This window comes from Candidatus Spyradosoma sp. SGI.093 (assembly GCF_050314555.1).
Lineage (GTDB): Bacteria > Verrucomicrobiota > Verrucomicrobiia > Opitutales > UBA953 > Spyradosoma.
Genome location: NZ_JBNPNH010000010.1, coordinates 13,095 through 32,007, shown reverse-complemented (window position 1 = coordinate 32,007; position 18,913 = coordinate 13,095). Strand labels below are relative to the sequence as shown.

15 protein-coding genes are annotated in these 18,913 nt (G+C 65.1%); 5 read left to right on the top strand and 10 right to left on the bottom strand.

The window, feature by feature from the left end; all coding sequences use genetic code 11:
- Nucleotides 1-3: 3 nt before the first annotated feature.
- The 8 genes from ACQREB_RS08225 to ACQREB_RS08190 form a co-directional block, all read right to left on the bottom strand.
- Nucleotides 4-594: a thioredoxin-like domain-containing protein gene (locus ACQREB_RS08225; protein WP_427767568.1), complete on the bottom strand. Its 591-nt coding sequence runs from the start codon at nucleotides 592-594 to the stop codon at nucleotides 4-6.
- Nucleotides 595-670: 76 nt separating this feature from the next.
- The gene (locus tag ACQREB_RS08220; RefSeq protein WP_427767566.1) at nucleotides 671-1,450 is read right to left on the bottom strand and encodes an MBL fold metallo-hydrolase; all 780 of its coding nucleotides are present in this window, start codon (nucleotides 1,448-1,450) and stop codon (nucleotides 671-673) included.
- Nucleotides 1,447-2,409, bottom strand: coding sequence for a 50S ribosomal protein L3 N(5)-glutamine methyltransferase (gene prmB / locus ACQREB_RS08215; RefSeq protein ID WP_427767564.1), 963 nt, complete (start codon nucleotides 2,407-2,409; stop codon nucleotides 1,447-1,449). The genes ACQREB_RS08220 and prmB overlap by 4 nt, the downstream gene beginning before the upstream one ends.
- 97 nt (nucleotides 2,410-2,506) lie before the next feature.
- On the bottom strand, nucleotides 2,507-4,942 hold the full coding sequence (gene murB, locus ACQREB_RS08210; RefSeq protein WP_427767562.1) for a UDP-N-acetylmuramate dehydrogenase: 2,436 nt from the start codon (nucleotides 4,940-4,942) through the stop codon (nucleotides 2,507-2,509).
- A gap of 72 nt (nucleotides 4,943-5,014) precedes the next feature.
- On the bottom strand, nucleotides 5,015-5,503 hold the full coding sequence (locus ACQREB_RS08205; RefSeq protein ID WP_427767561.1) for a pyridoxamine 5'-phosphate oxidase family protein: 489 nt from the start codon (nucleotides 5,501-5,503) through the stop codon (nucleotides 5,015-5,017).
- A 13-nt stretch (nucleotides 5,504-5,516) separates the two neighbouring features.
- Complete coding sequence (locus tag ACQREB_RS08200; protein WP_427767559.1) at nucleotides 5,517-5,825, bottom strand: hypothetical protein; 309 nt, start codon at nucleotides 5,823-5,825, stop codon at nucleotides 5,517-5,519.
- A gap of 22 nt (nucleotides 5,826-5,847) precedes the next feature.
- Complete coding sequence (locus tag ACQREB_RS08195; RefSeq protein ID WP_427767557.1) at nucleotides 5,848-6,489, bottom strand: outer membrane protein; 642 nt, start codon at nucleotides 6,487-6,489, stop codon at nucleotides 5,848-5,850.
- A 70-nt stretch (nucleotides 6,490-6,559) separates the two neighbouring features.
- Entirely contained in the window at nucleotides 6,560-7,483 is a 924-nt protein-coding gene (locus ACQREB_RS08190) for a methylenetetrahydrofolate reductase (RefSeq protein ID WP_427767555.1), read from the bottom strand.
- A 137-nt stretch (nucleotides 7,484-7,620) separates the two neighbouring features.
- Between ACQREB_RS08190 and ACQREB_RS08185 the strand changes: the two genes are divergently transcribed.
- From ACQREB_RS08185 to ACQREB_RS08170, 4 genes are all read left to right on the top strand, one after another.
- Nucleotides 7,621-9,576, top strand: a complete 1,956-nt coding sequence (locus ACQREB_RS08185; protein ID WP_427767553.1) for a tetratricopeptide repeat protein — start codon at nucleotides 7,621-7,623, stop codon at nucleotides 9,574-9,576.
- Between the two features lie 142 nt (nucleotides 9,577-9,718).
- Complete coding sequence (locus tag ACQREB_RS08180; RefSeq protein ID WP_427767551.1) at nucleotides 9,719-11,230, top strand: glycine--tRNA ligase; 1,512 nt, start codon at nucleotides 9,719-9,721, stop codon at nucleotides 11,228-11,230.
- 41 nt (nucleotides 11,231-11,271) lie between these two features.
- Nucleotides 11,272-12,102 carry an RsiV family protein gene (locus tag ACQREB_RS08175; RefSeq protein ID WP_427767549.1) on the top strand — a complete coding sequence of 277 codons (831 nt, stop codon included), beginning with the start codon at nucleotides 11,272-11,274 and terminating at the stop codon, nucleotides 12,100-12,102.
- Nucleotides 12,103-12,239: 137 nt separating this feature from the next.
- The gene (locus ACQREB_RS08170; RefSeq protein WP_427767547.1) at nucleotides 12,240-16,187 is read left to right on the top strand and encodes a glycoside hydrolase family 2 TIM barrel-domain containing protein; all 3,948 of its coding nucleotides are present in this window, start codon (nucleotides 12,240-12,242) and stop codon (nucleotides 16,185-16,187) included.
- A gap of 177 nt (nucleotides 16,188-16,364) precedes the next feature.
- Here the strand turns inward: ACQREB_RS08170 and ACQREB_RS08165 are convergent, their stop codons facing one another.
- Nucleotides 16,365-16,604: a hypothetical protein gene (locus ACQREB_RS08165; RefSeq protein WP_427767545.1), complete on the bottom strand. Its 240-nt coding sequence runs from the start codon at nucleotides 16,602-16,604 to the stop codon at nucleotides 16,365-16,367.
- Nucleotides 16,605-16,800: 196 nt separating this feature from the next.
- Here ACQREB_RS08165 and ACQREB_RS08160 point away from each other — a divergent pair, with 196 nt between their 5' ends.
- A complete protein-coding gene (locus tag ACQREB_RS08160) occupies nucleotides 16,801-17,391 on the top strand; it encodes a tetratricopeptide repeat protein (protein WP_427767543.1) in 591 nt (196 codons plus the stop codon).
- Between the two features lie 83 nt (nucleotides 17,392-17,474).
- Here ACQREB_RS08160 and ACQREB_RS08155 read toward each other — a convergent pair whose 3' ends face one another.
- Entirely contained in the window at nucleotides 17,475-18,854 is a 1,380-nt protein-coding gene (locus tag ACQREB_RS08155) for a CCA tRNA nucleotidyltransferase (protein WP_427767540.1), read from the bottom strand.
- Nucleotides 18,855-18,913 lie beyond the last annotated feature (59 nt).

The following is an 18,913-nucleotide window of genomic DNA, read 5'->3' as shown; positions in this document are numbered from 1 at the left end:
CGCTTACTCGGCGGCGTGCGCCTCTTCCCAGGCGGACATCTTTTCCGCGAGATCCTTGAAGAGCCGCGGGTCGTCGTCGCCGGACCGCATCGCCTCCGACGCGCCCGAAAGCCGCGTGAGCTCGGTGCCGTCCGGCGCGAACACGATGAGCGTCGGCAGCCCGCCGCCGCCCGAGACCGCGGGACGCGAGCCGAGCGGCAGCGCCAGCCATTTCTGCTTGTTCATCTTGTACTGTTTGGCGTAGGCGATCATGGCGGACTCCGACTTGTCCGAGCTGGAGAACACGACGGCGAAGCGCGCCCTGTGCTTCTTCTGGAATTTCGCGAGCTGCGGCGTGAAGTAATGGCAGAAGCCGCACCACTTCGCCGAAAAATAGACGCCGACGAACTTGTCTTCGAGCTCGCGGAAATGATTCTTGTTCGCCTTCGAGGCTTTTTCGCCCGCGACGATCAGGCCCGACGGGAAGAGCTTTTCCCACGGGCTCGCCGCTTCGGCGGCGGATTCGGGAACGGCGCGCGTCTGCTGCGCGATTGCGGGAACGCCGACGCTCAGCGCGAGCGCGGCAGTCAGAAGAACAATCAGGGGTTTTGTCATGGTGTTGATGAGTTTGAGAAATCGTCCGCGCTTTGCAAGCCGAAATCCGCGGAAACGAGACGAATTCCGCGCCCGCTCAGAAGCCGAAGCCGGCGGAGGGCGGGAGGAAGGCGCTCGGGTCCACGACGGAGGCGTTCCCGCAGCGGCCGGCGACGGCGGCGAGCGACGTGCCCGCGATGCGGTCGAGCGCGTTGCATTCGCGGCTCACGTGCGCGAAAAAGACGTGCCGCAGGCGCGCGCAGTCGTGTTCCGCGAGAAATTCCGCGCACTGGCCGTTGGAGAGGTGCCCGTGCGTGCCGCGGATGCGGTTCTTCAGCTCTTCCGGGCGGTCGGAGCGGTTCAGCAGCTCCGGGTCGTAGTTGGACTCGATGGCGAGCGCGTCCGCGTCCGCGAGCTTCGCGCGCACGAGATTCGTGATCTTCCCGCAGTCGGTGAGCCAGACGAGCTTTTCGCCGCCGAACTCGAACGCGTAGCCGACGGCGTCCTGCGAATCGTGCGGGATCGCGAAGGTCGTCACGCGCAGGTCGCGGAACTCGAAGGAGTCGCCGGAATCGAAGAAATTCCACGGGAGCGCGCGTTTGTAGCGGCGCTCGATTTCGCGCGCGGTGCCGCGGTTGGCGAAGAAGCGCAGGCCGTCCGTCGCGGAAATGCCGGGAACGCCCGCGGTGTGGTCCGAGTGCTCGTGCGTGAAGAAGACGGCGTCCACGCGGTCGAGCGAAAGCCCGAGCGTCTTGAGCCCGTCCCGGATTTTCCTGCCGGAGAATCCGGCGTCGACGAGCACGGTCGCGGAATCGCTCGAAATCACGGCGCAGTTGCCGCCGCTGCTCGAGCCGAGAATCTGAAATCGGAATTTCATCGGGCGGCGCGTCCGCGTTTTTTCGCGAAGGCTTTTTTCAGCGACGAGGCGTGAATGAGGCAGACGCAGTCCGACGCGTCTTCGGTCGCGAGCCAGTTGAATTCGATCTGCGGGAACGCGGCTTCGAGCGCGTCCTGCAGGCCGCCGACTTCGATGAGAAGCAGCCCTGAGGGTTTGAGCTTTTCCGCCGCCTGCGGCAGCAGCCTGCGGATGACGTCCATGCCGTCCGCGCCCGAAAAGAGCGCGCCGTCGGGCTCGCGGCGGAATTCCTCCGGAAGCGTCTCGCGGAGCGCCTCGGGCTCGTAGGGCGGATTGGATATGATGACGTCGTAGGCGTCTTTTTCCGCGGGAACGTCGGCGAGCACGTCGGAGCGGAAGAGCGAGACGCGCCCGTCGAGCCCGTAGTCGGCAACGTTCTTCGCGGCGACTTCGAGCGCGGCGTCGGAAATGTCGCACGCGTCCACGCGGGCGTTCGGGAACGCGCGCGCGAGCAGGACCGCGAGCGAGCCGCCGCCGGTGCAGACGTCCGCGACGCGCTCGACGGCGTCGATGTCCGCGATCCACTGCGGGAGCTGTTCGGGAATGATTTCCGCGAAATACGAGCGCGGGATGATGACGCGTTCGTCCACGTAGAAACGCAGGTCGCCGAGCCACGCCTCGCGCGTGATGTAGGCGGCGGGAACGCGCTCGACGGCGCGGCGGAACAGCGCGTCCTTCACGGCTTCGGTTTCGGCGGGCGTGAGGCGCGCGTCGAAAAAGGTCTCCGGCCCGTCGAGCGGCAGATGCAGCGCGCTCTGCACGAGGTAGAGCGCTTCGTCGTAGGCGCTCGGGCAGCCCTGCCCGAAAAAGAGATTTTCGCGGCGGAAAAGCGACGTGCCGAAGCGCGTCCAGTCGCGGAGCGTCTCGAATTTTTCCGTTCCCGCGAAGAGCTTTCGCCTGTCTGCATCGGATTTTTTCATGGCGGGGAAAGATAAGGCTTAACGCCCGGAGCTTAAAGCCTAAAGAGGCGTTCCCGCGCGCGACGCCGATGAAACGGGCGGCGGGCGTTCCCGCGCGCTATTCCCACGAGCCGCCGAGAAGGATGATTTCCGGGTCGAGGCGGACGCCCGTTTCCGCTTCGACGACGCCGCGCACGCGCCGCACGAGCGCCTCCACGTCCGCCGCCGTCGCGCCCGCGTCCGTCGTGATGAAGTTCGCGTGCGCGGCGGAGACGACGGCGCCGCCGACGCGCGATCCCTTCAGCCCGAGCGAGTCGATGAGCCTGCCCGCGCTTTCGCCGGGCGGATTCTTGAACGTGCAGCCCGCGGAGCGTTCCCGCGGCTGGGACGCGCGGCGGATTTCCGCGAGCCGCCGCATTTCCGCGAAAATCGCCTCGCTCGGGCGCGTTCCCGCCGCGCGCAGACGCGCCCCGAGCACGATCGCGCCGTGCAGCTCGGGGCAGTCGCGGTAGCGCGGATTCAGGCTCTCCCGCGGCGCTTCGCGGCGGACGCCTTCGGGCGTGAGCCATTCGACGGAGACGACGCGGTCGAAGACGGACGCGCCGTGCGCGCCCGCGTTCATGCGCAGCGCGCCGCCGAGCGTGCCCGGAATGCCGTCGAGAAATTCGAAGCCGCCCAGCCCTTCGCGCGCGGCGAAGGCGCAGAGCTCCTTCAGCTTCGCGCCCGCGCCGACGTCCAGCGTCGCCGCGCCGTCGGCGGCGTCGCGTTCCCGCCGGACGCGCGCCCAGCCTTCGCCCGCGAGGCGGACGACGAGCCCCGGGAAGCCAGCGTCGGAGACGAGCAGGTTCGAGCCGCGGCCGAGCGCGAACGTCGGCAGCCCGTAAACGCGCGCGCCGCGCAGCAGCACGAGCAGGGCGTTCGCGTCTTCCGGCTCGGCGTACCACGCGGCGTTCCCGCCGACGCCGAGCGTCGTGCGCGCGCCGAGATTTTCGTCGGCGCGGAAAACCGTCTTCGGCGGGAGCAGGCGAGCCATGCGCGTCCCGAAATCCTCGGCGTTCCCGCGCGGGCGCCCCGCTTCGCGCAGCCAGAGTTCGCGCGCGAACGGCGCGGCGGCGATGCGGTCGATGTCGCCCGCGCCGACGAAGGCGACGACGGTCTCCTCGCCCGCGCCGGAAAAAATCTCCTCGGCGATTTCGCGGAGCCGCGCGAGGGTTTCCTCGGCGTCCGCGCAGACGCGGAGCGGGCGCGTTCCCGCGGCGACGGCGGCGAGGATGTCCTCGCTTTCGCCGCCGGAAATCTTCGCCTCGCCCGCGGCGTAAACGGGCAGAATCATCGCCTCGTCGGCGAGCGAAAGCGCCTCCGCGAACGCCGCCGCGTACTGCCGTGTGCGCGAGTGGCGGTGCGGCTGAAAGACGACGACGAGGCGCCCCAGGTGCGTCTCGCGCAGCAGGCGGAGCAGCGCCGCGATCTCCGTCGGATGGTGCGCGTAGTCCGCGAACACGCTGAGCCGCTCGCCCGCGTAGAGGCGATCCTGGCGTCGGCGCATTCCGGGAAATTTTCCGAGCGGGGCGACGCCGATTTTCCCGCCGCAGACGAAAGCCGTCGCCGCGAGTGCGAGCATCGCGTTCTGCGTGTTGAACGTTCCCGCGACCGGCAGGACGAGCGGCCCGTGCGGGAACGCGCCGCCGAGCTCGACCCGCGTCTCCGCCGCGCCCGCGCGCACGACGCGGAAGGCGTAGTCGCCGCCGTCGCCGACCGTGAACACGGGAACGCGCAGCCCGCGCGCGAGGCGTTCGAGCCGCGCGTTGCCCGCGGGAACGAACACGGCGCGGCGCGTGCGCTCGAAGAGCTCGCGAAACGTGCGCTCCAGATCCGCCTCGGTCTTGTAGTAGTCGGGATGGTCCCAGTCGAGATTGACGGCGACGGTGATTTCCGGCGAAAAATGCCGGATCGTGCCGTCGCTTTCGTCCACTTCGGCGACGAGCCAGTCGCTCGTCGTCGAGCAGCGCGCGGGCGGCATTTCCGCGTCGCGGTAAAGCCCGCCGAGCACGTAGCCCGCGTCCGTTCCCGCCGCGGCGAGCGTCTGCGCGAGCATGCCGCTCGTCGTCGTCTTGCCGTGGCTGCCGCAGACGGCGATCAGCTTTTTGGACGCGGCGCGTTCGGCGAGCAGCTCCCCGCGGCGCAGCAGGCGGCAGCCGTTCTTCACCGCCTCTTCGTAATGCGGATTGCCCGGCTTCACGGCGCTGGAACGCCCGACGACCGCCGTTCCCGCGGGCAGACGCTCGACGAAGCGCACGCCCGCGCGGACGAGAAACGCGCGCATCGGCGAATCCGCCGCGTCGTCCCAGCCGGAGACGTCCCAGCCCTCGCCGCGCATGTAGATCGCGAGCGGGCCGACGCCCATGCCGCAGACGCCGAGCAGCCAGGCGCTCCGCGCGTCCGCGGAAGCGGCGGGAACGCGCGCCGCGTCGTTTTCGTCTCGGAAAAAATCGTTTTCGTAAGCCGTCATTTTCGTGCGCGCAAGCATGAGCGTTCCCGCCGCGCGAGGCAACACGCGAGCCGCGGGAAAAGGCGCGGATTTTCACGGAAGGCGCCGTTCCCGCGAAGCGGCGGCGGCGGGCGCGCCTCAAGGGCGCCTCGCCTTGGCGGAGAGGCGGTCGGGGAGGATTTTGAAGATCGCGGTGACGGCGAACGAACGCGCGATGTGCTCGTCGGCGACGTCCATGTGTTCCGGCAGGTATTTGCGGCAGAGCTCGCGCAGCGCGGCGCGCTTTTCGGCGTCGTCGGTCACGGGAACGATTTTCCCCGCCGCCATGACGGATTCGTAGAAGCTGGTGAAGTAACGCGTGAACACGGCGCGGACGTTCCGCGCGGCGGAAAAGTGCACGCGCGGCGCGTCCGCGAAGACGCGGAATTTCCTGCCCTCGCGGGCGGAATGAATCCAGATCGCGCCGTCGAAGAAGACGAAGGAGACGGGAACGCCGTAGGGCTCGTTCCCGTCGGGGTCGATCATCGAGATTGTGCCGTATTCGGCTTCGCGCAGCACGCGTTCCGCCTCTTCGGGCGGGAGCGTGCGGTCCGCGCGGCGCGGACGGAATTTTTCGTCGTCGGTCATGAAGCGGGGGCGCTCAGTCGGCGTTTTTGCCGGAGGAGCGCCTGGAGAAGAACGTGCGGAGCACGAAGGCGACGACGTTGCCCCAGAGCGCGGAATTGAGGAGGACGAAAATCCACCACATCGGCTTGTCGGCGATGCAGCCCATGAAGTCGGCTACCCAGAGACCGGGCTGCATCAGCACGGTCTGCGCCTTGTCCGCGAGCGAGCCCGCGTCGCCCGAGGCGAGGACGTCCGGGCGGAATTTCATCAGCACGATGACGCAGAGGAAGTGGAGGACGCTCAGCCCGAGCGAGGAGAACAGCGTGCCCTTGTCGAGTCTCATGGTCGTGAAATCCGGTCGTGAATCAGAAACGGTATTCCGCGCCGAGCGAGAACAGGTGGTACTGCTGGTCGCGGAACTTCAGCGCGCTGCCGCCGACGGAGGCGGTGTTGCCGAAGTACGAATAGCCGCCGTGCACCGCCCATTTTTCGTTGAACGCGAAGGTGAAGCCGACTTCCCCGGCGTAGGCGAGGCAGAGGTCGGAATCGCTGCTGTAATGATCCCAGCCGCCGGCGCGCCCTTCGTCGACGACGTAGCCGACGACGGCGAGCCCGAGGCGTGCGCCCGCGTGCAGCGTCAGTCTGTCGGGAACGAGGTCGAACGTCGCGCGGTAGCCGCCGAGCAGGGCGACGGAGGTCGAAGTGAGGTCGTCGTCGTAAAAATCCTCTTCGCCGCCGAGCATGAGCAGACCGAGGTCGATGCGCGAGTTTTCGTCGATTTCGCGCGCGATGCGGACGTCGAGACCCGCCATGTCCACGCCGCCGCGCGTGGCGCTCGCCGTCGCGGACGCGTAAACGAGGTCGAGCGAAACGGCGCAGCCGAGGGGATCCGTTTCGGGAACGGCGACGGTCGCGTCGGTTTCGGCGGCGAGAGCGGTCGCCGCGAGCAGGAGCGCGAGCGTTCCCGCCGCGCGTTTCGTCGTTTTTTCGAGGAATGAGTTTTTCATGATGCGTGAAAGTTAACGCTCGGAACGGAAATTGACAACCGCGAAGGCGAAGCGGCGCGACGCGCTTTTCTCAGGCTCTCAGCGCGGCGAGGTCGCCGAGGCGGGAACACAGGTCGCGGGCGAAGGAACCGCGGTTCATGATGTAGAGATGGACGCCCGGCGCTCCCGCGGCGACGAGCGCGCGGATCTGCTTTTCCGCCCAGTCGAGCCCGGCGCGCGCTCCCGCGGCGGCGTCGCCCGCTTCGTCCGCGGCGCGGAGAGCTTCGCGCAGTTCGGCGGGAACGTGCGCGCGGCTGAGCGCGTTGACGCGGTCGAGCTGCCTGAGCGAAAGCACGGGCATGATGCCGGGAACGATCGGCACGCGGATTCCGACCGCGCGCGCGCGCTCGACGAAGGAAAAATATTTCTCGTTGTCGAAGAACATCTGCGTCGTGACGAAGTTCGCGCCGCGTTCGACCTTTTCCTTCAGAAAGCGCAGGTCGGTTTCCGCGTCCGGCGCTTCGGGATGTTTTTCCGGGTAGCCGGCGACGCCGACCATGAACGCGCCGCCGAAGTTTTCGCGGATCAGCGCGACGAGTTCGGACGCGTGCGCGAGCCCGTCCGGCGCGGGAACGAAGTTCGTTTCGCCGCGCGGCGGATCGCCCCGGAGCGCCATGACGCTGAAGAAGCCCGCGCGGCGGTAGCGCTCGAGCACGGCGAGCAGTTCCGCGCGCGAGTGCCCGACGAGCGTTAGGTGCGGCATGATGCGGAAGCCGAAGATGTCGGCGATGAGCTCGCCGTAGTCGAGCGTGCGTTCCCGCGAGGAGCCGCCCGCGCCGTAGGTGATGGACGCGAAGTCGATCGGCAGATCCTTGATCGCGTTGGCGGCGCGGAGCAGCTGGCGCGCGTCCTTTTCCTCCTTGGCGGGGAAAAATTCGACGGAGAACGTCGGCGTTCCCGTGGCCCATTTCGCCGCGACCGCGGAGGCGGATTCTGATTGGCTGTCGTAATTCATACGAAAAGACTTTGATTTTTGAGAACGATTCAACGCCCGTTTTCGCGGGAACGCAATTTTGAAAGTCGCGCGGCGGAAGCGCGCTTTTCTCGCTTTCGCTGTTGCCCGTCTCGGCGGGAATGCGCGATAATGGCGACATGTCGGATAACTCCAAAGAGGAAAAATCTTCTCAGCAGCAGACTGCGAAGCGGAAAAAATTCAGCAACGACCGTTATTGGGGATTCGCCGCCTACGTGCGGACCGAGTCGGGCAAGTGGCGGCTCGCGGTCAACTGGAAGCGCATCGTGCTCGTCGTCGCGGCGCTCGGCGCGCTCGGCTACGTCGGCATCGCCGCGGCGCGTTACTTCAACGACAAATACGGCAAGGGGCTGGAGGAGACGGCGTTCGTGGACATGCTCAAATATCCGCTCAGCCGCGCGACGCGCATCGAGCACCGCAAACGTCTCGGCGACATGTACATCGAGCGCGCGAAGGAGGCGAAGACGCCCGGCGAGATGATCGCGAACGTGCGCACCGGGCTTTCCCTCTCGCCGCAGAATCCGGACGGGCGCATCTACTATTCCTATCTCATGTTCTACCAGCGCATGACGAAGGAGGCGATCCGGCTGCTCGCCGAGGGGCTCGAGGCGGGGCTCGACCACAAGGACTACGTCGTCTATTTCGTGCGCCGCTGTCTGGAGACGACGGAAGACCGCACGCTGATCGCCGCCGCCGCGGAGATGATTCCGGAAATCGACGCGCGCCTCGCCGCGATCGACGGCGACGCGAAGGCGGAGCTCGCCGCGCGGGAACGCCAGCTCGAATTTTACCGCACCGTTCCCGCCGTCGCGCCCGAACGCGCGCGGGACGTGCGCGCGCGCTTCGAACGCCGCCGCGCCGAGACGGAGGAGAAGATCGCCGAAATCTCCGCGCGCGGGAACGCCGCCGCGACGCCCCCTGCCGCGCTTTCCGACGAGGAAAAGGCGGAACGCGCCGAGCTCCGCGCCCGCCTCGAGTCCAACCGCCTCATTCTCGCCGTCGGCGCGGTGCAGGCGCTGATTCTGCGCGGCGACTTCGCCGACGCCGCCCGGCTGACGGGCGAATACGGCATCGACAGGACGATGACGGGGCAGGTGCTGCGCGCGCAGGTGCTTTGGGAAAGCGGCGACCGCGAGGAGGCGCTGCGGACGCTCGACCGCGTCGTCGCCGGCAGCCGCGGGAACATGCAGGTGACGCTGCTGCGCGCGCACTATCAGGAGCTCGCCGGGAACGTCGCGCAGGCGCGCTCCGGGCTGCTCAACGCGGCGATTTCCACCGAAAATCCCGAAGCGCTCGCGAGGCTGATCTTCCTCTTCGACGCGAAGACCGAGGCGGAGGCTCGGGAACGGCTCGTCGCCGATTATCTCCGCCGCTACGCGGACAAGCCCGACGCGCTTTTCCTGCTCGCGCAGACGGCGGCGAACAAAAACGATTTCGCGCTCGTCGAGCGCCTCTACAAGATCGCCGCGGAGAGAATTCTGGAGAACATCACGCGCTTCGAGATGGTCTACATCGAAATGCTCATCGCCGCCGACCGCCCGAAGGACGCCCTCGACATGCTCAAGAAGCTGAGCGAGGAAAACACGGACTGGGTCGAGCGCAACGCGCCGCTGATCAACTGCCTGCGCACGCTCGCGTACTACAAGAGCGGGAACGGGCAGCTCGGCAAGCTCGGGCTCGAGAACATGGTGAAGAGCCGCAGCGTCGCCGTGCAGCAGCTCGTGCTCGTCGGGCGCCGCCTGACGGAGATGGGGCTGCTCGACGAAGGCAAGAGCGCCTACGAGGCCGCGTATCTGACGGAGAACTTCAACCACAAGGCGCTCGTCGCGCTGGTGGACTACGCGCTCGAAAAGAAGGACGTCGAAACGCTTTTCCGCTACCTGCCGGAGCTGCTCGACGCGCGCCGGCCGCCGCGCCGCACGCTGGAACGCATCCGCCGTTTTCTCGGCAGCGACCGCATGCTCTTCGTCGCCGAGCGCGACGACTATCTGCGGCGCGTCTCCGAGCTCCTCGAATCGCAGGGCGCGACCAGCGCTTCGGACGCGGACGCTCCGGAAGCTCCGAGCATTTTCTGAGAAGGAGAGGACGCCTGAAGGCTTGAGAGTCCGGCGGAAAATTTTCTTTCCGTCTCTTGAGCTTCTTCCTTTTCCTTCAGTCCGCGCCGCGCTTGTCTTTTCGCGGGAACGCGTGTATCGTTTCCGCAATTTTTTACGAAACATGAGCGAAAAATCACCTTCCTCCACCCTGATGAACGACATCATCAACCTATGCAAGCGCCGCGGGTTCGTCTTCCAGTCCTCCGACATCTACGGCGGCTACAACGGGTTCTTCGACTACGGGCCGCTCGGCGTCGAGCTCAAGAACAACATCAAGCAGGCCTGGTGGAAGGACATGGTGCACCGCCGCGACGACATCGTCGGGCTCGACTCCACGATCATTCACCACCCGATGACGTGGAAGGCGTCCGGGCACGTGGACAACTTCACCGACCCGCTCGTGGACTGCAAGGAATCGAAGATGCGCTACCGCGCCGACCAGCTCTATTTCGCGCCCGTCGTCGTCGCCGGCGAAACGATCGGCTACGTCTCCGTGCTCGAGGACGAAGGCATGCAGGCGCAGGCGGAGGAAATGGCGCACGACCTGAAGCGCAAGCTCGCGAAGCAGGGCGAAATGGCGCCGATCGTCCTCAAGGACTACACCGAGGCGAAGCCCGAGGAATACGCGCTCATCCCCTCGCCCGCGACGGGCAAGCCGGGTTCGCTTACGCCGCCGCGCGCGTTCAACATGATGTTCCAGACCTACGTCGGCGCGCTCCGCGACGAGACCGCGATCGCGTATCTGCGCCCCGAGACCGCGCAGGGCATCTTCATCAACTTCAAGAACATCGTGGACACCGGCCGCGTCAAGGTGCCCTTCGGTATCGCGCAGGTCGGCAAGGCCTTCCGCAACGAGATCAACCCGCGCAACTTCATCTTCCGTTCCCGCGAGTTCGAGCAGATGGAAATCGAATACTTCATCTCGCCCGACGCCGACTGGCAGGCGCTCCACAAGGGCTGGATCGAATACTGCATGAACTGGTTCGACGGCATCGGCATTCCGAAATCGCGCCTTTCGCTCTACGACCACCCGAAAGAAAAGCTCGCGCACTACTCCAAGGGCACGACGGACATCATGTTCGAGTTCCCCTTCGGCGTGCAGGAGCTGCAGGGCGTCGCCGCGCGCGGAGATTTTGACCTCACGCAGCACCAGACCGTTTCCGGCAAGTCGATGGAATACTTCGACGAAGCGGCGAAAAAGAAATACGTGCCGCACGTCATCGAACCCTCCGTCGGCGTGGACCGCATCTTCCTCGCCGTGCTTTCCGCCGCGTACTGCGAAGAGGAAGTCGAGGGCGAAAAGCGCCTCGTGCTCAAGCTGCACCCGCGCCTCGCGCCCTACAAGGCGGCGGTGTTCCCGCTCGTGAAGAACAAGCCCGAGCTCGTCGCGCGCGCCGAAGCGCTCTACAAGCGCCTGAAACGCCGCTGGAACGTGTTCTACGACGCCGCGGGCGCGATCGGCCGCCGCTATCGCCGCCAGGACGAAATCGGCACGCCCTACGGCGTCACGATCGACTTCGACACGATCGAAAAGGACGGCAAGGTCACGCTCCGCGACCGCGACACGCTGCAGCAGGTGCGCCTGACGGAAGACGAGCTCGTCGCCTTCCTCTCCGAAAAAATCGACGGATGAACGAAAAGAGCGTTCCCGCGCGCGGGAACGCTTTTTGACCGATGACGAATAAACGGGCAGTGGATAATTTTTTCCGCATTTTCGCCGCCGCGACCGCGGCCCTGCTGTTCGCCGCCTGCGCGACGGACGAGGCGCGGCGCGTTCCCGCCGGCGAGTCCGCGGGCTTTCCTCTGTTCTCGCTGAACGAGGTTTCCGTGCTCGAATGCGACCCGCAGAAGCCGGAGCTGAAGATCCGCGTCGAGCTCGCCTACGTCCGCGATTCCGAAAATCCGGAAGCGGCGCGGCGCGTCAACGACGAGATTCTGCGCGCCGCGCTGCCCGCCCGCGAAGGCGGGAAGAAATACGACGCGGCGGACGGCATCGCCGCGGGCGTGGAACGCTACGTCGCCGACGAAGTCGCCGCCTATCAGGCGACGTGGACGGAAATCTTCGGAGACTGGGGGCATTCCGCCGGCTCCGAGAACGCGATTTCGGTCGCGGGCGCCCCGCGGCGCGTCGAAGGCGATCTGCTGGTCTATGAAATCCGCGTCGTGCAGGATCTCGGCGGCGCGCATCCGAGCCACGCGACGAAAGCGCTGAATTTCGATCTGAAGACAGGAAGGCGGCTGACGCTGAAGGACGTCTTCAAGCCCGGCTTCGAGCCCGCGCTGGAGGCGGTGCTCGCGCGCAAGGCGGCGGCGAAGGGAAGCGTTCCCGCGAGCGGCTTCCCGAAACCCGTTCCGCACGAGAATTTCGCGCTCGACGCGGACGGCGTCGCGTTCGTCTTCAACCCCTACGAAATCGCCCCGTATTCGAGCGGCGAAATCACGCTGAAGGCGCTCTATTCCGAAATCCGCGAATGGCTTCTCGCCCCGCCGGAAACGGCGAAGTGACGGGAACGGCTTTGCCGCAGAACGCCTCGCGGACCGCGCGCGTTCCCGCGTTTCTGCGCTTGCAGGGAGCGGGCGAAAATGGGAGATTATAAGGGCTTTTACCGAAGCTTCCCCTTCAAAATCATTTTTCGAATTTTATGAAAAAAAACATCCTCGCACTTGTTTTGTCCGGAATTGCGCTTTCCTGCTTCGGCGCCATGCCGCAGCTTGAAGGCTTCCGCTACGGGAACGCCGCCGCGCCGACCGGGAACGAATGGGATCCCGCGCGCGACGTGGACTGCGTGCGCAATCTCGCGCTGAACAAAGAAATGCCGCGCGCGACGTTCGCGTCGTTCCCCGACGCGAAGTCCGCGAAAAAGATTCTGCCGGAAAATTCGCGCTACTGGCGCTCGCTCGACGGCGCGTGGAAATTTCACTGGTGCCGCACGCCGGAGGAACGCCCGAAGAACTTTTTCGAGAAAGGCTTCGACGCGTCGGGCTGGGACGAGATTCCCGTGCCGTCGAACTGGAACGTCGTCGGCGTTTCCGAGAAGGGCAACGGCCACCACAAATACGGCCTGCCGATGTACGTCAATCAGCCGGTGATCTTCGAGCACCAGGTCGCCGTCGGCGACTGGAAGAAGGGCGTCATGCGCGAGCCCGCGAACAAGGCGCGCACGACGTATTTCTACCGCAACGAAGTCGGCTCCTACCTGCGCGAGTTCGACGTTCCCGCCGACTGGAAGGGACGCGAGATCTTTCTGAACTTCGACGGCGTCGATTCGTTCTTCTACGTGTGGGTGAACGGCAAGTACGTCGGCTTCTCCAAGAATTCCCGCGATCCCGCGTGCTTCGACATTTCGAAGTTCGTGAAGCCGGGCGAAAAGGCGCGCGTCGCGGTCGAGGTGTACCGCAATTCCGACGGCTCCTTCCTTGAGGCGCAGGACATGTTCCGCCTGCCGGGCATCTTCCGCACGGTCTCGATTTATTCGACGCCGAAAGTGCACGTGCGCGACCTCGTCGCCGTGCCGAGCGGCGACGCGATGAACGTCGTCGCCGACGTGCGCAACCTCGGCGGAAAGGCCGCCGCGGGCTGCGAAATCGTCTATTCGCTCTACCCGCAGAAGGCGCTTTATTCCGACGAGTTCGCGGACGTTCCCGCGGCGACGGCGAAGACGGCCGTTCCCGCGGTGAAGCCGGGCGAAAACGTCGAGCTCCCGCGCGTCGCGCTCGCGGTGAAGAACCCGAAACGCTGGTCCGCCGAAGAACCGAACCTCTACGTGCTCGTCGCCGAGCTGAAGCGCGGCGGGAAGACGATCGAGGCCGTCTCCGCGCAGGTCGGCTTCTGCGAAGTCGAAATCCTCGCCGACCAGACGGACGAATTCGGCAAGCGCGGCCGCTATTTCTACGTCAACGGCAAAACCGTGAAGCTCAAGGGCGTGAACCGCCACGAATCGCATCCCGAGCGCGGGCACGCCGTCACGCGCAAGGACATGGAGGAGGAAGTCCTGCTCATGAAGCGCGGGAACATCAACCACGTCCGCAATTCGCACTATCCGCCGGCGCCGTATTTCTATTACCTCTGCAACAAGTACGGGATTTATCTCGAGGACGAGGCGAACATCGAATCGCACGAATACTATTACGGCGAGGCGTCGCTCTCGCACCCGATCGAGTGGCGCCCGGCGCACGTCGCGCGCGTGCTCGAAATGGCGCACCGCAACGTGAACCAGCCTTCCGTCGTGATCTGGTCGCTCGGCAACGAAGCCGGTCCGGGCGACAACTTCAAGGCCGCCTACGAAAACCTCAAGGCGTTCGACGCGTCGCGCCCCGTGCAGTACGAGCGCAACAACGCGATCGTGGACATGGGCTCGAACCAGTATCCGTCCGTCGGCTGGGTCGTCGCCGCCGCGCAGGGCCACTGCAAGCAGCCGTTCCACATCTCCGAATACGCGCACTCGATGGGCAACGCGATGGGCAACCTGAAGGATTACTGGGACGCGATCGAATCGTCGAACTACATCTGCGGCGGCGCGATCTGGGACTGGGTCGATCAGGCGCTCTACAACTACGACGGCGCGACGGGCAAGCGCTTCCTCGCCTACGGCGGGCAGTTCGGCGAAATCCCCAACGACGCCGACTTCGTCTGCAACGGCATCATCTTCGCGGACCGAGCGCCCAAGCCCCAGTTCGCCGAAGTCAAGAAAGTCTATCAGAACATCGGCGTTGCGCCCGTCGCGGAAACGCCGAACGCCGTCGAGGTCTTCAACAAGAACTACTTCACGGACCTTTCCGCCTATGATCTGGAATGGACGCTTTTCGCGGACGGCAAGCCCGCGCTCGTCGGCATCATCGAAAAGCCCGCCGTCGCGCCGCGCGCGCGCGCGGTCTTCAAGCTGCCGTTCGACGCCGCCGCGTTCGATGACGCGGAATATTTCCTGAACCTGCGCTTCCGTCTCCGCGACGACAAGCCGTGGGCGGCGAAGGGCTACGGACAGGCGGAAGAGCAGATTCTCGTGAAGCCCGCGGGAACGCGCCCCTCGATCGCGCAGGTCGCGCGCGGCGCCAAGCCGACGCTCGCGACCGAGCCGAACGGCGACGCCGTCGTCCGCGGTGCGGATTTCGAAGTCCGCTTCTCCGGCGCGACGGGAACGATCGACTCGCTCCGCTACGGCGACGAGACCGTCATCGCTTCCGGCGACGGCCCGAAGCTCGACGCCTTCCGCGCGCCCGTGAACAACGACGCGCCGCGCGGCCGCTGGGAAAGCGCCGGTCTGCGCGACCTCGCGCAGCGCGCCGCGGGAACGCCGACGATTTCGCAGAATCCCGAAACCGGCGTCTGCACGCTCTCCTTCCCGATCCGCGCCGAAGGCAAGAACGGTTTCGCGTTCGACGCCAATCAGATCTGGACGGTCTATCCCGACGGCTCCGTCGAGCTTGAGGCCGCCGTTTCCGCGACTTCTCGCCTCGACCTGCCGCGTCTCGGCTACGCGATGCGCGTTCCCGCGAAGTTCGCCGACTTCGTCTATTACGGACGCGGTCCCGTCGAAAACTACGCCGACCGCAAGAGCGGCTCCTTCGTCGGTCTCCACCGCGGCCCCGTCGCCGAAAACTTCACGGACTACATCCGCCCGCAGGACATGGGCAATCGCGAGGACGTGCGCTGGTGCGCGCTGACGGACGGCAAGGCGGGCGCGGCGTTCGTCGCGGCGGACGGCAAGTTCTCCGTTTCCGCGCTGCCCGTTTCCGCCGCGCAGCTCGCCTCGGCGGCGAATCCGTATCAGCTCGACGACGCCGTCGGAAACGCGGCGACGACGACGCTCTTCCTCGGCGTCGGCGTGCGCGGTCTCGGCGGAGCCTCGTGCGGGCCGGACACGCTCGACCGCGACAAGATCTTCTCCGCGCCGACGAATTTCGGATTCATCATCCGCCCGCTCGCCGGCGCCGCGCCGGAGACGGTCGCGAACGTCTCGCCCGCGGGCGCGACGCCGCTTTCGATCACGCGCAACGTGACGGGCGCCGCGGCGATTTCCGCCAAGAACCCCGACGCGGAAATCCGCTTCTCCGTGGACGGCGGCGAACCGTGCGCCTACGAAGGTTCGTTCCCGTTCCGCGAAGGCGGCAAGATCTCCGCGTGGCTCGCGTCGAGCCCCGAACTGAAGACGGAAATCGTCTTCCCGAAGCTCGAAAAGGTCAGCCTCGCCGTCGCGTTCTGCAGCAGCCAGGAAGGCTCCGAACCCGCGGAAAACCTCACGGACAACGACGCGGGAACGATCTGGCACACGGCGTACAGCGTCACCGTCGCGAATTATCCGCACTGGATCGATTTCGACGTCGGCGAGCTGAAGGCGATCAAGGGCGTCTCCTACCTGCCGCGCCAGAACGGCGAGAACGGCGACGTGAAGGATTACGAAATCTGCGTCAGCGCCGACGGCAAGACGTGGAGCGAGCCGGTCGCCAAGGGCGCGTTCCCGCGCGACAAGACGGAAAAGAAGGTGCTCTTCGCGGCTCCCGTGAAGGCGCGCTTCGTGCGCTTCCGCGCGCTCTCGTCGCAGAACGGCCAGGACTTCGCTTCCGGCGCCGAATTCGGCGTCCTCGCGGACTGAGCCGCTTCCGCTCCTTCTCCACGACAAAACGTTCCCGCGCGGTTTCCCGCCGGGAACGTTTTTTTCGCCCGCGCGCCGCGGCGGTTTTGGGTATGCTGCGCGGCATCAGCGTTCTCGTAAACATGCTTTCGCCGCGAAACTTAGACCGTGTCCCCGGCGTCCTTTCCGAAGGAGGAGTTACGGTGCCTTCCGGTTTCTTCTTTTTTTGATTTCCAAATCCAGCCGCTGCCCGTGAGTGATTTTCGTCTCTTTTTCGTCGAGACGAACACTTCGCTTTTCTCTGAGCCAAAATGCTATCGCCTCACGTGCGACGGCGCCGAACGAATCGAATTCACCAGAATCGACCATCGCCTGCAGATGACGCGCGACCACATTCGTCAGAACTATCGTAATGTAGCGCGTGGGCTTTTCTTTCATGACGGCAATGCTAATTCCTAAGCTGTTTTTCGCAAGAGCGTAAAATTGAAATTGGCACTCCTATGAGGAGTGTTATTCTGCCTTTACGATTGTTCAATGAAGAGGATTCGCGTTGAGATTTCCGCCCAAGAGCTTGAAAAACTCGGGAAAGATAATCCCGAAGAGCTCCTTGCCGAAGTGATAACGCGATTTCTTCATGAGCGAAAACGTTCTCAAAAAAAGCATAAGAAAGGCAAAAATGAAAAATTCGAAACTGTTAAAAATCCTTAGCGTTCTCGTTTTCGTCTCTTTGTCGGGGGCGATTTTCCCAGCCTGTTCTTCGGGAAGAGACTATTACTATCAAGGGGATGATTACTATGATAAGGGGCGCTATGATGCCGCGTTTAAATCCTATTTGCGCGCGGCTGAAAAAGGCGACGCCGATGGAACATGCGCTGTCGGCATATGCTACTACAACGGCATCGGGACAAGCAAAAATTTTTCGGCGGCTGTTCGTTATTTCAGAAAAGCTTCGGATATGGGGAGCGAGGACGCGAATGTGATGCTCGCCGTTTGTTACTGGAAAGGAGAAGGCGTGAGCGCGAATCGTAATCTCGCGAAGCAATATGCTCGTTCCGGCGGAAGCGAGGGGAGAGAGCTCTTGTCGCTGATGAACGCAATTGAGAACGATGAACGTCAGCCGGAAAAGAGCGATGATAACAGCGATTTTTGGCGCAATTTCGCAGAGTTCACCGTGGGCTTCATCGGCGGATTTATTCGTGGTTATAGCGCCACGAGCGACTATTGATTCAGCGAATCAACAAAAAGACGTTCGCGTTCCTTCGACTTGTCGAGGGAACGCTTTTTATATTTCTGAAAAGTTTTTGGAAGTTAAGCTTCTGCGCCGAGGAGGTTTTTCAGGAAGGCGACGCCGCCGGCCTCGTCGGTGAAGGCGCCGTCGAGCTGCGCCTCGAAGCAGCGGCTGAGAATCGGCTCGAAGTCCGCGCCGGGCTTTCTGCCGAGCGCGATCAGATGCCGCCCCAGCACGATCGGGCGCGGCGCCGAATCCTTCAGCCGCAGCGCCTCCGCGCGCGCCGTCAGCCACGTTTCCGTCTGCCGGAAATCGTCGCTTTCGTGAAAGCGGCTGCCGAGCGCGTCCGCCTTGCACACGCGCAGCAACCGGTCGATTCTGCCCACCGCCTTCGCGAGGCGGCGGACGGCGGCGTCGCCGGAGCGCGCGAGAAACAGCGCGCGCGGGCGCATGTGCGCCTCGACGAGCACGGGAACGTCGGCGAGAATTTCGCGCTGTTCCGTCATGCGCGCGAGGAATTTTTTCGTCGGTTCGACGCCCGCGCCTTCGTGGCCGTAGGAGTGGATTCTGCCGTCGGCGCCGAGCGCGGTCGTCGCGGGTTTGCCGAAATCGTGGCAGAGCACGGCGAAGCCGACGACGACGTTCTCGAAATCGTCCGCGACGCGTTCCCGCGCGAACGCGTCCATGGCGCGCAGCGTGTGGTTCCACACGTCGCCCTCGGGGTGCCAGAGCGGATCCTGCTCGACGCCGACGAGCGCCGCGAGCTCGGGAAAATACTTCACCCAGCCGCACGCGCGCAGGAAATTCAGACCGCGGGAAGGCTCCTCGCCTTTGACGAGCAGCTTTTTCCACTCTTCGAAAACGCGTTCCCGCGAAAGCCCTTCGGGCTCGATTTTTTTGCAGAGCTCGAGCGTCTCCGGCGCGACGTCGAAACGGAATCGCGCGAGAAACTGCATCGCGCGCAGCACGCGCAGCGGGTCCTCCGAAAACGCCGGCGACGTGTGCCGCAGCACGCCGCGCGCGAGGTCGCCGCGCCCGTCGAACGGGTCTTCGATTTCGCCGGAAAGCGGGTCGAGGTAGATCGCGTTCACGGTGAAGTCGCGCCGCGCCGCCGCTTCCTTCAGCGGCATGAACGGGTCGCCCTCGACGACGAACGCCGTGTGTCCGAGCCCGCATTTCGACTCGCGCCGCGGGAGCGCGACGTCCACCGGCGCGTCGTGGATCTTGAAGACGCCGAACGAGCGTCCCGCCGCGCCGAAACGGATCTTCAGCCCGCGCAGCAGCGCCTCGATCTCGCGCGCGGAAAGCCCGTAGACTTCGACGTCGAAATCCTTGGGCGTCTCGCCGCGCAGCGCGTCGCGGACGCAGCCGCCGACGAAGAGCGCGCGCCCGCCGCGGGAACGCACGGTCTCGAAGAAGCGCCGCAGCGGCACGGCGGGAGAATCGGGAAAGGAAAGCATATTTTCGGAAAAACGAAGTTGAAACGAAAACGCGCGTTCCCGCGAGACGGAATTTCGCG

Excerpts from the sequence above, each read along its gene's own strand:
- ACQREB_RS08220 (WP_427767566.1), bottom strand. The coding sequence starts at position 1,450 with ATGAAATTCCGATTTCAGATTCTCGGCTCGAGCAGCGGCGGCAACTGC.
- ACQREB_RS08200 (WP_427767559.1), bottom strand. The coding sequence starts at position 5,825 with ATGAGACTCGACAAGGGCACGCTGTTCTCCTCGCTCGGGCTGAGCGTC.
- ACQREB_RS08180 (WP_427767551.1), top strand. The coding sequence starts at position 9,719 with ATGAGCGAAAAATCACCTTCCTCCACCCTGATGAACGACATCATCAAC.
- ACQREB_RS08165 (WP_427767545.1), bottom strand. The coding sequence starts at position 16,604 with ATGAAAGAAAAGCCCACGCGCTACATTACGATAGTTCTGACGAATGTG.
- ACQREB_RS08170 (WP_427767547.1), top strand. The coding sequence starts at position 12,240 with ATGAAAAAAAACATCCTCGCACTTGTTTTGTCCGGAATTGCGCTTTCC.
- ACQREB_RS08195 (WP_427767557.1), bottom strand. The coding sequence starts at position 6,489 with ATGAAAAACTCATTCCTCGAAAAAACGACGAAACGCGCGGCGGGAACG.
- ACQREB_RS08160 (WP_427767543.1), top strand. The coding sequence starts at position 16,801 with ATGAGCGAAAACGTTCTCAAAAAAAGCATAAGAAAGGCAAAAATGAAA.
- prmB (WP_427767564.1), bottom strand. The coding sequence starts at position 2,409 with ATGAAAAAATCCGATGCAGACAGGCGAAAGCTCTTCGCGGGAACGGAA.
- ACQREB_RS08175 (WP_427767549.1), top strand. The coding sequence starts at position 11,272 with ATGACGAATAAACGGGCAGTGGATAATTTTTTCCGCATTTTCGCCGCC.
- ACQREB_RS08155 (WP_427767540.1), bottom strand. The coding sequence starts at position 18,854 with ATGCTTTCCTTTCCCGATTCTCCCGCCGTGCCGCTGCGGCGCTTCTTC.
- ACQREB_RS08185 (WP_427767553.1), top strand. The coding sequence starts at position 7,621 with ATGTCGGATAACTCCAAAGAGGAAAAATCTTCTCAGCAGCAGACTGCG.
- ACQREB_RS08225 (WP_427767568.1), bottom strand. The coding sequence starts at position 594 with ATGACAAAACCCCTGATTGTTCTTCTGACTGCCGCGCTCGCGCTGAGC.
- ACQREB_RS08190 (WP_427767555.1), bottom strand. The coding sequence starts at position 7,483 with ATGAATTACGACAGCCAATCAGAATCCGCCTCCGCGGTCGCGGCGAAA.
- ACQREB_RS08205 (WP_427767561.1), bottom strand. The coding sequence starts at position 5,503 with ATGACCGACGACGAAAAATTCCGTCCGCGCCGCGCGGACCGCACGCTC.